This window comes from Halomonas sp. H5, assembly GCF_050613175.1.
Lineage (GTDB): Bacteria > Pseudomonadota > Gammaproteobacteria > Pseudomonadales > Halomonadaceae > Bisbaumannia > Bisbaumannia salifodinae.
On sequence record NZ_CP192510.1, the window covers coordinates 306748 to 320021 of the forward strand.

11 protein-coding genes and 2 tRNA genes are annotated in these 13274 nt (G+C 65.9%); 12 read left to right on the plus strand and 1 reads right to left on the minus strand.

Annotated features, from left to right (window positions below; genetic code table 11):
• Positions 1-63 precede the first annotated feature (63 nt).
• Both carB and greA read left to right on the plus strand, forming a co-directional pair.
• Positions 64-3294, plus strand: coding sequence for a carbamoyl-phosphate synthase large subunit (gene carB / locus ACQ1W9_RS01405; RefSeq protein ID WP_431024985.1), 3231 nt, complete (start codon positions 64-66; stop codon positions 3292-3294).
• Positions 3291-3767, plus strand: coding sequence for a transcription elongation factor GreA (gene greA, locus ACQ1W9_RS01410; protein ID WP_346061107.1), 477 nt, complete (start codon positions 3291-3293; stop codon positions 3765-3767). The genes carB and greA overlap by 4 nt, the downstream gene beginning before the upstream one ends.
• A gap of 143 nt (positions 3768-3910) precedes the next feature.
• Here the strand turns inward: greA and yhbY are convergent, their stop codons facing one another.
• Positions 3911-4237 carry a ribosome assembly RNA-binding protein YhbY gene (yhbY, locus tag ACQ1W9_RS01415; RefSeq protein ID WP_431024986.1) on the minus strand — a complete coding sequence of 109 codons (327 nt, stop codon included), beginning with the start codon at positions 4235-4237 and terminating at the stop codon, positions 3911-3913.
• A 129-nt stretch (positions 4238-4366) separates the two neighbouring features.
• Between yhbY and rlmE the strand changes: the two genes are divergently transcribed.
• From rlmE to nusA, 10 genes are all read left to right on the plus strand, one after another.
• Positions 4367-5026, plus strand: coding sequence for a 23S rRNA (uridine(2552)-2'-O)-methyltransferase RlmE (gene rlmE / locus ACQ1W9_RS01420; protein ID WP_431024987.1), 660 nt, complete (start codon positions 4367-4369; stop codon positions 5024-5026).
• Between the two features lie 152 nt (positions 5027-5178).
• A complete protein-coding gene (gene ftsH / locus ACQ1W9_RS01425; protein ID WP_431024988.1) occupies positions 5179-7164 on the plus strand; it encodes an ATP-dependent zinc metalloprotease FtsH in 1986 nt (661 codons plus the stop codon).
• 242 nt (positions 7165-7406) lie between these two features.
• A complete protein-coding gene (gene folP / locus ACQ1W9_RS01430) occupies positions 7407-8198 on the plus strand; it encodes a dihydropteroate synthase (RefSeq protein ID WP_431026391.1) in 792 nt (263 codons plus the stop codon).
• Entirely contained in the window at positions 8195-9541 is a 1347-nt protein-coding gene (gene glmM, locus ACQ1W9_RS01435; protein ID WP_431024989.1) for a phosphoglucosamine mutase, read from the plus strand. Before folP ends, glmM begins: the two co-directional genes overlap by 4 nt.
• Positions 9542-9685: 144 nt before the next feature.
• Complete coding sequence (gene tpiA, locus ACQ1W9_RS01440) at positions 9686-10435, plus strand: triose-phosphate isomerase (RefSeq protein WP_431024990.1); 750 nt, start codon at positions 9686-9688, stop codon at positions 10433-10435.
• Between the two features lie 10 nt (positions 10436-10445).
• Positions 10446-10805 (plus strand): preprotein translocase subunit SecG, encoded by a 360-nt coding sequence (gene secG, locus ACQ1W9_RS01445; protein WP_431026392.1) that lies wholly within the window; start codon positions 10446-10448, stop codon positions 10803-10805.
• A 27-nt stretch (positions 10806-10832) separates the two neighbouring features.
• Positions 10833-10919 (plus strand) — tRNA-Leu (locus tag ACQ1W9_RS01450).
• A 96-nt stretch (positions 10920-11015) separates the two neighbouring features.
• Positions 11016-11092: transfer RNA gene (locus ACQ1W9_RS01455), tRNA-Met, on the plus strand.
• Between the two features lie 193 nt (positions 11093-11285).
• Positions 11286-11747: a ribosome maturation factor RimP gene (gene rimP / locus ACQ1W9_RS01460; protein ID WP_431024991.1), complete on the plus strand. Its 462-nt coding sequence runs from the start codon at positions 11286-11288 to the stop codon at positions 11745-11747.
• Positions 11748-11774: 27 nt separating this feature from the next.
• On the plus strand, positions 11775-13268 hold the full coding sequence (gene nusA / locus ACQ1W9_RS01465; protein WP_431024992.1) for a transcription termination factor NusA: 1494 nt from the start codon (positions 11775-11777) through the stop codon (positions 13266-13268).
• Positions 13269-13274 lie beyond the last annotated feature (6 nt).

Genomic DNA, 13274 nt, shown 5'->3' on the forward strand with positions numbered 1-13274 from the left:
GGCGCGCCGTCAATCGCCCGTCCGTCGATCCTCGTTCGTCACCCTTTTTCTGCGGGAAGCACCATGCCCAAGCGTACAGACATCCAAAGCATCCTGATCATCGGCGCCGGCCCCATCGTCATCGGCCAGGCCTGCGAATTCGACTACTCCGGCGCCCAGGCCTGCAAGGCGCTGCGCGAGGAGGGCTACCGGGTCATCCTGGTGAACTCCAACCCGGCCACCATCATGACCGACCCGGCCATGGCCGATGCCACCTATATCGAGCCGATCACCTGGCAGGCGGTGGAGAAGATCATCGAGGCCGAGCGCCCCGATGCCATCCTGCCCACCATGGGCGGCCAGACCGCGCTCAACTGCGCCCTCGACCTGGACAAGCATGGCGTGCTCGAGAAGCACGGCGTGGAGATGATCGGCGCCAACGCCGATGCCATCAACAAGGCCGAGGATCGCGACCTCTTCGACAAGGCGATGAAGAACATCGGCCTGGAGTGCCCCAAGGCCAAGGTGGCGCACTCCATGGCCGAGGCCTGGGAGATCCAGGCCGAGCTGGGCTTCCCGACCATTATCCGCCCCTCTTACACCATGGGCGGCTCCGGCGGCGGCGTGGCCTACAACAAGGAGGAGTTCGAGGAGATCTGTATCCGCGGCTTCGAGCTCTCCAACAACCATGAGCTGCTGATCGACGAGTCGCTGCTGGGGTGGAAGGAGTACGAGATGGAGGTCGTTCGTGACAAGAACGACAACTGCATCATCGTCTGCGCCATCGAGAACTTCGACCCCATGGGCGTGCACACCGGTGACTCCATCACCGTGGCCCCGGCCCAGACGCTGACCGACAAGGAATACCAGATCATGCGCGACGCCTCCCTGGCGGTGCTGCGCGAGATCGGCGTCGAGACCGGCGGCTCCAACGTCCAGTTCGGCGTGGATCCCAAGACCGGTCGCGTGGTGGTCATCGAGATGAACCCGCGGGTCAGCCGCTCCTCGGCCCTGGCCTCCAAGGCCACCGGCTTCCCGATCGCCAAGATCGCCGCCAAGCTGGCCATCGGCTACACCCTGGACGAGCTGCAGAACGACATCACCGGCGGCCGCACCCCGGCGTCCTTCGAGCCGTCCATCGACTATGTGGTCACCAAGATTCCGCGCTTCACCTTCGAGAAGTTCCCCCAGGCCAACGACCGCCTGACCACCCAGATGAAGTCGGTGGGCGAGGTGATGGCCATCGGGCGCACCTTCCAGGAGTCGCTGCACAAGGCGCTGCGTGGCCTGGAGACCGGCAACGACGGCCTCGACCCCATCGTCACCGAGTTCACCACCGAGAGCATGGCGCAGATCAAGGGCGAGCTGCAGGCCGCCGGCGCCGAGCGCATCTTCTTTGTCGCCGATGCCATGCGCGCCGGGATGAGCGTCGACGAGATCTTCGCCCTGACCAGGATCGACCCCTGGTTCCTGGTGCAGATCGAGGACCTGATCAAGACCGAGGCCGACCTGGCCACCCGCTCGCTCTCCGAACTGGACGCCCGGGCCCTGCTGCGCCTCAAGCGCAAGGGCTTCAGCGATGCCCGCCTGGCCAGCCTGCTGGGCGTCTCCGAGAAGGAGTTCCGCAAGACTCGCCAGAAGGCCGGCATCCGTCCGGTCTACAAGCGCGTCGATACCTGTGCCGCGGAGTTCGCCTCCGATACCGCCTACATGTACTCCACCTACGAGGAGGAGTGCGAGGCCGAGGTCAGCGACCGCCAGAAGATCATGGTGCTGGGCGGTGGCCCCAACCGTATCGGCCAGGGCATCGAGTTCGACTACTGCTGCGTCCACGCCGCCCTCGCCATGCGCGACGACGGCTACGAGACCATCATGGTCAACTGCAACCCGGAGACCGTCTCCACCGACTATGACACCAGTGATCGCCTCTATTTCGAGCCGGTGACCCTGGAGGACGTGCTGGAGATCGCCAACAAGGAGCAGCCGGTGGGCGTGATCGTCCAGTTCGGCGGCCAGACGCCGCTGAAGCTGGCTCGGGAGCTGGAGGCCGCCGGCGTGCCGATCATCGGCACCACCCCGGACGCCATCGACCGCGCCGAGGACCGCGAGCGCTTCCAGCAGATGATCGACAAGCTGGGCCTCAAGCAGCCGCCCAATGCCACCGCGCGCAGCTTCGATGAGGCCTTCGCCAAGGCCGAGGGCATCGGCTATCCGCTGGTGGTGCGCCCCAGCTACGTGCTCGGCGGCCGCGCCATGGAGATCGTCTACGACGCCTCCGAACTGGAGAACTACATGACCCACGCGGTCAAGGTCTCCAACGACTCGCCGGTGCTGCTCGACCACTTCCTCAATGCCGCCATCGAGATCGATATCGATGCGGTCTCCGACGGCCAGCAGGTGGTGATCGGCGGCATCATGCAGCATATCGAACAGGCCGGGGTGCACTCCGGTGACTCCGCCTGCTCGCTGCCGCCCTATTCGCTGCCCGCCGAGGTGCAGGACGAGATGCGCGAGCAGGTCAAGCGCATGGCGGTGGAGTTGGGCGTCAAGGGCCTGATGAACGTGCAGCTGGCCTGGCAGGACGGCGAGATCTACGTCATCGAGGTCAATCCGCGGGCCTCGCGCACCGTGCCCTTCGTCTCCAAGTGCATCGGCACCTCCCTGGCTCAGATCGCCGCCCGCTGCATGGCCGGTACCACCCTGGCCGAACAGGGCTTCGAGCACGAGATCGTGCCGCCCTTCTACAGCGTCAAGGAAGCGGTCTTCCCGTTCAACAAGTTCCCCGGCGTCGATCCCATCCTGTCGCCGGAGATGAAGTCCACCGGCGAGGTGATGGGCTCCGGCGAGACCTTCGCCGAGGCCTTCTTCAAGGCCCAGTTGGGCGCCAACGAGCCGATGCCGGGCCTCAATGGCCAGCGGCTGGCCTTCCTCTCGGTGCGCGAGCCGGACAAGGCCGCCATCGTCGAGGTGGCCCGATCTCTGCTAGCATTGGGTTTCTCCCTCTGCGCCACCCGCGGCACCGCCGCCGCCCTCGAAGCGGCCGGCCTCGAGGTGTCGGTGGTCAACAAGGTCTACGAGGGGCGGCCGCATATCGTCGATCGGCTCAAGAACGACGAAGTGGCCTATATCGTCAACACCACCGAGGGGCGTCAGGCCATCAACGACTCCTCGATCATCCGCCGCACCGCCCTTGCCCGCAAGGTGCCCTATGCCACCACCCTGGCGGGGGCCCGCGCCGTTTGCATGGCGTTGGAGTACGGGAACCAGATCACCGTGCGGCGGCTTCAGGAATTGCATGCAGGAGCCAGTCAATGAACAAGGTCCCGATGACCGTGGCAGGCGAGCAGCGCCTGCGGGGCGAGCTGGATCAGCTCAAGAGCGTCGAACGGCCGAAGGTGATCAATGCCATTGCCGAGGCTCGTGAGCATGGCGATCTCAAGGAGAACGCCGAGTACCACGCGGCCCGCGAACAGCAGGGCTTTATCGAGGGGCGCATCAAGGAGATCGAAGGCAAGCTCGGGAGCGCCCAGGTGATCGATGTCACCAAGCTGCCCAAGACCGGCAAGGTGATCTTCGGCGTGACCGTGGGGCTGCTCAACCTGGATACCGACGAGGAGGTGACCTACCGCATCGTTGGCGAGGACGAGGCCGATATCAAGGCGGGGCGCATCTCGGTGACCTCGCCCATCGCCCGGGCCCTGATCGGCAAGGAAGAGGGGGATGTGGTGCTGGTCAAGACCCCCGGCGGCGACGTGGAGTACGAGATCTCTGGCGTCGAGCACCTGTAAGCGCCGAGCACCAAGCCACAAGCGCCAAGCCGCTCGGTGACGGGCGGCGGGTGCGGCAGGATACGCCAGGCATGAAGAAGCCCCGCAGACGAGAGTCTGCGGGGCTTCCTTTCTTGGCCGCCTGGCCCGCTGGCGCTCGGGCGTCAGTGCCGTCCGTGGTGGTCTTCGAACCGCTTGATATTGGACAGCTTGGGGTTGGCCTTGGGGTTCTTGCGGTAGAGCAGGGCCATCTTGCCGATGGTCTGCACCAGCTCGGCGCCGCTGGTCGCCACCAGTTCCTCGATCATGGCGGCGCGGTCGTCCCGCTCCGGCAGGGCCAGCTTGACCTTGATCAGCTCGTGATCCGCCAGCGCCCGGTCCAGCTCGGCCAGGACGCCCTCGGAGATGCCGTTCTCGGAGAGGGTGACCACGGGGTTGAGGTGGTGGCCGATGCTGCGAAATGCTTTCTTTTGTGCCTGTGACAAGCTCATGGTATCGTGAGGTTTCCGGTTGCGCTGAACCCGCCATGGTAAGGCGAAAACCGCCGCGGTGAAAGCCTTCCGTCGGCGCCTTCCGGCCCCGCTCTAACGTGTGGCGAACTCACGATCCCAGGTGCTGTAGTGACATCTCCTTCCCGTCCCCGCAAGTCCGCGTCTCCGCGCCAGGCCAGCAAGTCCAGTGCCGGTTGGCTCAAGGAACACTTCGATGATCAGTATGTGCAGCGCTCCTGGCAGGACGGCTACCGCAGCCGGGCCAGCTACAAGCTGATGGAGCTGGACGCGAAGGACCGGCTGTTCACGCCGGGCATGACGGTGATCGACCTGGGGGCGGCCCCCGGCGGCTGGAGTCAGGTGGCCGCCGAGAAGGTGGGTGCCAAGGGCCTGGTGATCGCCTCGGATATCCTCGAGATGGATGCCCTGGCCGGGGTCGAGTTTATCCAGGGGGATTTCACCGAGGAGGCGGCCCTGGAGGCGATTCTCGCCACCCTGGGCGAGCGCCCGGTGGATCTGGTGATGTCCGATATGGCCCCCAATATGAGTGGCATGGCCGCCATCGATCAGCCCCAGGCCATGTACCTGGTGGAGCTGGCGCTGGATCTGGCTCGCCAGACCCTGAGCCCCGGGGGGCGCTTCCTGGCCAAGGTGTTCCAGGGCGAAGGTTTCGATGCCTACCTGAAGGAGCTGCGTGGCAGCTTCGCTCGGGTGGTGACCCGCAAGCCGGAGGCTTCCCGGGCACGTTCCCGTGAGGTCTACCTGCTGGCGGAAGATTTCCGAGGCTAGGCTGACAATAGCCTCCCTCAACCGAGGCGATAGCCAGACAGGGCGGATGCATTTGTGTCACTGTCCCTCTTGGGGTGGTTGAACACCCGCGGCTGCTGTAATGTCAAATGCCTAGCCGGTACGCAGATCGATTTAGCAATGAGGGTGTTCCCTTGAATGATATGGCGAAGAACCTGATCCTGTGGTTGGTCATCGCGGCGGTATTGCTGACGGTGTTCAACAACTTCAGTGTCGACAGCTCACCCCAGGCGATGAACTATTCCCAGTTCGTCCAGCAGGTGCAGAACCAGCAGATTCGTAGCGTCACCATCGATGGCTATACCATCAGTGGCGAGCGCAGCGATGGCTCCTCCTTCCAGACCATCCGCCCGGCGGCGGAGGATCCCAAGTTGATGGACGACCTGCTCGCCAACAACGTCACCGTGATCGGCAAGGAGCCCGAGCGGCAGAGCCTGTGGACACGGCTGCTGGTGGCCAGCTTCCCGATCCTGATCATCCTGGCGATCTTCCTCTTCTTTATGCGCCAGATGCAGGGGGGCGGGGCCGGCAAGGGCGGGCCGATGAGCTTCGGCAAGTCCAAGGCCAAGCTGCTCTCCCAGGACCAGATCAAGACCACCTTCGCCGACGTGGCCGGCTGTGACGAGGCCAAGGAAGAGGTGGAGGAGCTGGTCGACTTCCTGCGCGACCCCTCCAAGTTCCAGCGCCTGGGCGGCACCATCCCCCGCGGCGTGCTGATGGTGGGGCCGCCGGGGACCGGCAAGACATTGCTGGCCAAGTCCATCGCCGGCGAGGCCAAGGTGCCCTTCTTCTCGATCTCCGGTTCCGACTTCGTCGAGATGTTCGTCGGCGTGGGCGCCTCGCGGGTCCGCGACATGTTCGAGCAGGCCAAGAAGCAGGCGCCCTGCATCATCTTTATCGACGAGATCGATGCCGTGGGCCGCTCCCGGGGCGTCGGCATGGGCGGCGGCAACGACGAGCGCGAGCAGACCCTCAACCAGTTGCTGGTGGAGCTGGACGGCTTCGAGGCCAACGAGGGCATCATCGTCATCGCCGCCACCAACCGCCCCGACGTCCTCGATCCGGCGCTGCTGCGCCCGGGCCGCTTCGACCGCCAGGTCACCGTGGGCCTGCCGGATATCCGCGGCCGCGAGCATATCCTCAATGTGCACCTGCGCAAGGTGCCCCTGGCCGACGACGTCAAGCCGTCGCTGATCGCCCGCGGTACCCCGGGCTTCTCCGGCGCCGACCTGGCCAACCTGGTCAACGAGGCCGCCCTGTTCGCCGCGCGCCGCAACAAGCGCCTGGTGAGCATGGAGGAGCTGGAGCTGGCCAAGGACAAGATCATGATGGGCGCCGAGCGCAAGTCCATGGTGATGTCCGAGAAGGAGAAGCTGAACACCGCCTACCACGAGTCGGGTCACGCCATCATTGGCCTGGTGATGCCCGATCACGATCCGGTCTACAAGGTCACCATCATCCCCCGTGGTCGGGCGTTGGGCGTGACCATGTTCCTGCCGGAGGAGGATCGCTACAGCCTCTCCCGCCGGCAGATCATCAGCCAGATCTGCTCGCTGTTCGGCGGGCGTATCGCCGAGGAGATGACCCTGGGGCCGGATGGCGTCACCACGGGGGCGTCGAACGATATCAAGCGTGCCACCGAGCTGGCCCACAACATGGTCGCCAAGTGGGGGCTCTCCGAGGAGCTCGGGCCGATCATGTACGACGAGGACGAGTCGCACCAGTTCCTCGGCGCGCCGGGGCAGGGCGGCGGCAAGTTCAAGTCCGGCGAAACCACCTCCAGGCTCGACAAGGAAGTGCGGCGGATCATCGACGAGTGCTATGCCAAGGCCCGGCAGATCCTCGAGGAGAACCGCGACAAGCTGGATGCCATGGCCGGGGCGCTGATGAAGTACGAGACCATCGACGCCGACCAGCTCAAGGACATCATGGAAGGCCGCGATCCGCGTCCGCCCGAGGGGTGGGATGACGATGGCAGCGGCGGTGCCGGTATCACTCCGGATGCCCAGGTCAAGCCCGACGAGCCCCAGGCCCCCGAGGCCGAGGATGGCGATAACGAGGAGGATGACGAGCCGCGCCGCCGGCCCTCGGATCCCCTCGGCGGCCCCGCCGGCCAGTAAGCCGATACAGGCGCCCCTCGGGGCGCCTGTTGCGTTATGTCGGGGGAGACGCCCGTGTGGCATTCCGGCGGCAATGGCCCCGATGGGCCTGTCTGTCGCCTTGCATGGGACGCGGTGGCTGATTAGAGTAGTTCCCCTCCCTTTCTTGCCCATCTCGTCAGGATCCGCCCATGAGCGACGGACAACCCGCGCCCCTGCTGCACTGTGGCCGCCATCGGCTCGACCTCTCCTATCCCCGGGTCATGGGGATTCTCAATGTCACCCCGGACTCCTTCTCCGACGGCGGTCGCCATGTGGCGCTGGACGATGCCCTGCGCCGTGCCGAGCAGATGCTCGCCGAGGGCGCCGCCATCATCGACGTGGGCGGCGAGTCGACCCGCCCCGGCGCCGCCCCGGTGTCCCCCCGGCAGGAGCTGGATCGGGTCGCCCCGGTGGTGGAGGCCCTGGTGCGCGAGCTGGATGCCCTGGTCTCGGTGGATACCAGCAGCCCCGAGGTGATGCGCGAGAGCGCCGCCCTGGGGGCGGGCATGATCAACGACGTGCGCGCCCTGCGCCGCGATGGCGCCCTGCAGGCGGCGGCCCACAGCGGCCTGCCGGTGTGCCTGATGCATATGCTCGGCGAGCCCGGCGATATGCAGGCGGCGCCCCATTACGAGGTGCCGGTGGAGGAGGCGGTGGCCGACTTCCTCGAGGCGCGGGTGGCCGCCTGCCTGGCGGCGGGGCTGCGTCCCGAGCGGCTGTTGCTCGACCCCGGCTTCGGCTTCGCCAAGACGGTGGAGCATAACCTGCGCCTGCTGCACCGCATGGAGCGCCTGCAGGCACTGAAGCTGCCACTGCTGGTGGGCATGTCCCGCAAGAGCATGATTGGCAAGGTGCTGGAGCGCCCCGTCGAGGAGCGCCTGCCCGGCGGCCTGGCCCTGGCGGCCCTGGCCGTGGAGCGCGGCGCACGAATCCTGCGTGTCCATGATGTGGGGCCCAGCGTGGATGCCATCAATATGACCTGGGCCGTACTCCAGGAAGGATGTGACTCATGAGTCGACGCTATTTCGGCACGGACGGGATCCGTGGCACCGTGGGGGAGTTCCCCATCACCCCCGACTTCATGCTCAAGCTGGGCTGGGCCACCGGCCGGGTGCTGGCCCGCCAGGGGCGCACCAAAGTATTGATCGGCAAGGATACCCGGATCTCCGGTTACCTCTTCGAGTCGGCCCTGGAGGCGGGGCTCTCCGCCGCCGGGGTGGACGTCTCGCTGCTGGGCCCGATGCCGACCCCGGGGATCGCCTATCTGACCCGCACCTTCCGTGCCGATGCCGGTATCGTAATTTCCGCCTCCCATAATCCCTTCGCCGACAACGGCATCAAGTTCTTCTCCGCCGAGGGGGTCAAGCTGGGCGACGCCATCGAGGCGCGCATCGAGGCCGAGCTGGACGAGCCGCTGACCACGGTGGCTGCCGCCGAGCTGGGCAAGGCGGTGCGGATCAATGACGCCCCGGGGCGTTATATCGAGTTCTGCAAGTCGACTATTCCCGACCGCGTCAGCTTGCACGGCATGAAGATCGTGCTCGACTGCGCCCATGGGGCGACCTATCACATCGCCCCCAGCGTGTTCCGCGAGCTGGGCGCCGAGGTGAGCCTGATCGGCGCGGAGCCGGACGGCCTCAATATCAACCGCGAGGTGGGCTCCACCCATCCGGCGGCCCTGCGCGCCGCGGTGATCCAGCGTGGCGCCGACCTGGGGATCGCCTTCGATGGCGACGGTGACCGGGTATTGTTGGTGGATGCCGACGGTCGCGAGGTGGACGGTGACGATATCCTCTACCTGATCGCTCGCGATCGCCACGAGCGGGGCGAGCTGGGCGGTGGCGTGGTGGGCACCCTGATGACCAACTTCGGCCTCGAGCTGGCCTTCGCCCGCCTCGGTATTCCCTTCGAGCGGGCCAAGGTGGGCGACCGCTATGTGATGGAGCGCCTGGCCGCCAACGGCTGGCAGCTGGGGGGCGAGTCTTCCGGGCATCTGGTCTGTGGTCATGTGCAGACCACCGGCGACGGCATCGTCGCCGCCCTCCAGGCGGTGGCCATCATGGTCCGCGAGGGGCAGTCCCTGGCGCGGCTGCTGGCCGGGTTGGAGAAGGTGCCCCAGGCGCTGGTCAATGTGCGCCTGGCGCCGGGCAGTGACGCCAAGTCGCTGATGGCGACCCCGGCGTTGAAGGAGGCGGTGGCCGCCGTGGAGGCGGAGCTCGGCGATGAGGGGCGCGTGCTGCTGCGCCCTTCCGGTACCGAGCCGCTGATCCGGGTGATGGTGGAGGGGCGTGCGCACTTCGACGTGGAGGCCCTGGCCGAGCGGATCGCCGCCGATGTGCGTGCCCAGATGGCCTGAGCGGGAGCGGGGCCGGCACGCCTCTCCGCCCTTGGCCATTTCAAGGTGATGGGCCCGGGGCGGAACGGCGAGGTTGTCAGGCTGCGGTTGTCATGCTAGGGCCGCTCCTATACCATTTCGCTCCACCTTGAACGAGGACAGTCTATGCGTACGCCGCTGATTGCCGGCAACTGGAAGATGAACGGCTCCCTGGCGCTGGTGGAGCGCTTCGGGCAGGCCCTGGCTACCGCCTCGCTGCCGGCCGGCGCCGAGGTCGCCCTGGTGGTGCCCTTCCCCTATCTGGCGGCGGCGGGGCAGGCCCTGACCGATGCGCCGGTGGCGCTGGGGGCTCAGACCCTGCATCAGGCCGTCGAGGGCGCCTATACCGGCGAGGTCAGCGGCCCCATGCTGGCCGAGCTGGGCGTACGCTATGTGTTGGTGGGCCATTCCGAGCGGCGCACCCTCTTCCACGAGGACGATGCCGGCGTACTGGCCCGGGTCCAGGCCGCCCTCGGGGCCGGCCTGACGCCGATCCTGTGTGTCGGCGAGACCCTCGCCGAACGCGAGGCCGGGCGCACCATGGAGGTGGTGCTGGGGCAGGTCAAGGCGGTCTATGACGCCCTGACCGCCGAGCAGCGCGCCCGCCTGGTGATCGCCTATGAGCCGGTGTGGGCGATCGGCACCGGCAAGACCGCGACTCCCGAGCAGGCCCAGGGGGTGCATGGCGCCCTGCGTGGCTGCCTGGCGGCCTATGATGGGGCCCTGGCCGAGGCCACTCGGTTGCTCTACGGCGGCAGCATGAACGCCGGTAATGCCGCCGAACTGCTTTCCCAACCCGATATCGACGGCGGCCTGGTGGGCGGTGCCTCGCTCAAGGTCGACGATTTCCTAGCCATCTGTCAGTCAGCAGGTTGAAACCATGCAAGTGCAAGTTGCCATTCTTATGATCCACGTGGCGATCGCCATCGCCCTGGTCGCCCTTATCCTGCTGCAGCAGGGCAAGGGCGCCGAAGCCGGTGCCGCCTTCGGCGGCGGTGCCTCCCAGACCGTGTTCGGTTCCCGCGGTACCGGGGGCTTCCTGGCCAAGCTGACCGCCGTGCTGGCGGCCGCCTTCTTCGCCACCTCCCTGACCCTGGCCTACTTCGCCGGCCAGGCGGGGCAGGCACCGGAGGCCGGTATTCCCGATGCACGCCTGATCGAGCAGCAAAATTCCGTGCCGACCCTTGACGAAGGGCCGCAGGATCTGGATAATTCAGCGCCAGTGCTCGAGGAGACAGGCGAGTAGTCGGTCTTCGAATAGCGCTCCCCTGATGCCGAAGTGGTGGAATTGGTAGACACGCTATCTTGAGGGGGTAGTGGCCTTATGGCCGTGCGGGTTCAAGTCCCGCCTTCGGCACCATTCGAAAACGCGGCGCGTTTTCAGCAAGATCAGCACCCAGGCGACGTAATGGCTTGACTCGATAGCAACCATTACCTATACTCGCCGACCTGTAGATGCGGGGTGGAGCAGTCTGGTAGCTCGTCGGGCTCATAACCCGAAGGTCATCGGTTCAAATCCGGTCCCCGCTACCATTTTGGCGAGACGGCCAATATGGTGTGAAAGGTTTCTTGTAAAAGGCCCCTTCCAGTGAAGGGGCTTTTTGTTAGCCGCTCATCCACTTGGCCGTCTAGTTGACAGCCTGTCTGGCAGCACGCCCATCGGTCACCTAGCTTATCTTTCGCTCCTGGCCAGGTGCCTGATGCAACGGCTGTAGGAGTCTTCGTCGTGGCAATCAAGGACTCAGCGCTCGAGGCGCTCATCGAACCGGTGGTGACCGCCATGGGCTTCGAGCTCTGGGGGATCGACCATCTTTCCCAGGGCAAGCATTCCCGTCTGGTGATCTATATCGACGGCCCCGAAGGGGTCACGGTGGACGACTGCGCGGCCATCAGCCGCCAGGTCAGTGCCATCTTCGATGTGGAGGATCCGATCCCCGGCGAATACCGTCTCGAGGTGTCATCCCCGGGGATGGATCGCCCTCTCTTTACCCTCGATCATTATGCGCGTTACCGCGGACATACGGTGGCGCTCAAGCTGCGCCTGGCCTTCGAGGGGCGGCGCAAGTTTCAGGGCCTCCTGGCCGGCGTCGAGGGCGACGAGGTGTTGTTGCAACTCGATGGCGAGGAGTACTGCTTTCCCATCGACAGCATCGAGCAGGCGCGCATCGTGCCGCGGTTCGATGACTAAGGACAGGTTTATTGGCGAGGCTATGGCATGAGCAAAGAGATTCTGGCGGTCGTTGACGCCATCTCCAACGAAAAGGGCGTGCCGCGCGAAGTGATCTTCGAGGCGGTGGAGGCGGCGCTGGCGAGCGCCTCCCGCAAGCGCTTCGAGGACCAGGAAGTCAGCGTCCGGGTCAAGATCAACCGCGTGACTGGCGAGTACGAGACCTTCCGTCGCTGGGAGGTGCTCGACGACGACGATTTCGAGAACCCCGACGCCGAGATCAAGCTCAGCTATGCCGAGCGGCGGGATCCGCCCCTGGGCCTGGGCGACGTGGTGGAAGAGAAGATCGAGAATGCCGCCTTCGGCCGTATCGCCGCCCAGACCGCCAAGCAGGTGATCGTACAGAAGGTGCGTGAGGCGGAGCGGGCCGAGGTGGTGCGTCTCTACGCCGACCGCGAGGGCGAACTGGTCTCCGGCATCGTCAAGAAGACCACCCGCGACGGCCTGATCGTCGACCTGGGCGATAACGCCGAGGCCTTCCTGCCGCGCGGCGAGATGATTCCCGGCGAGCGCTACCGCATGAACGAGCGGGTCCGCGCGGTGCTGATGAAGGTGGATCCGGAGGCACGCGGCTCCCAACTGATCCTCTCGCGTACCTGCCCGGAACTGATCATCGAGCTGTTCAAGATCGAGGTGCCGGAGATCGCCGAGCAGCTCATCGAGATCAAGGGCGCCGCCCGCGATCCGGGCTCCCGGGCCAAGATCGCCGTCAAGACCAATGATCGCCGCATCGACCCGGTGGGTGCCTGCGTGGGCATGCGTGGTTCCCGGGTCCAGGCGGTCTCCACCGAGCTGCAGAACGAGCGGGTCGATATCATCCTCTGGGATGACAACCCGGCGCAGCTGGTGATCAACGCCATGGCCCCGGCCGACGTGGCCTCCATCCTGGTGGACGAAGAGTCCGGCGCCATGGATGTGGCCGTGGCCGAGGACAACCTGGCCCAGGCCATCGGCCGCAGCGGCCAGAACGTGCGCCTGGCCTCGGAACTCACCGGCTGGCGGCTCAACGTCATGACCGAGGAAGAGGCCGAGGGCAAGCGTGAACAGGAGATCGACAGCCTGGTGGAGCATTTCATCCAGCACCTGGAGATCGACGAGGACCTCGCCCGCCTGCTGGTGGAAGAGGGCTTCACTACCCTGGAAGAGATCGCCTATGTGCCCGCCGAAGAGATGCTCGAAATCGAGGAGCTCGATGAAGAGCTGGTCGAGGAGCTGCGGGCGCGGGCCAAGGATGAGCTGTTGAACCTGGCCATTGCCTCCGAGGAGGAGCTCGATGGTGCCCAGCCCGCCGATGACCTGCTGGAGATGGAGGGCATGGAGCGGCATCTGGCCTTTATCCTGGCCAGTCGGGGCATCGTCACGATGGAGGATCTGGCCGAGCAGTCCGTCGACGACCTGGCGGACATCGACGAGTTGGACGAAGAGCGCGCAGCGGCACTGATCATGACTGCCCGTGCGCCATGGTTCGAGAGCGAACAGTAAACAGGT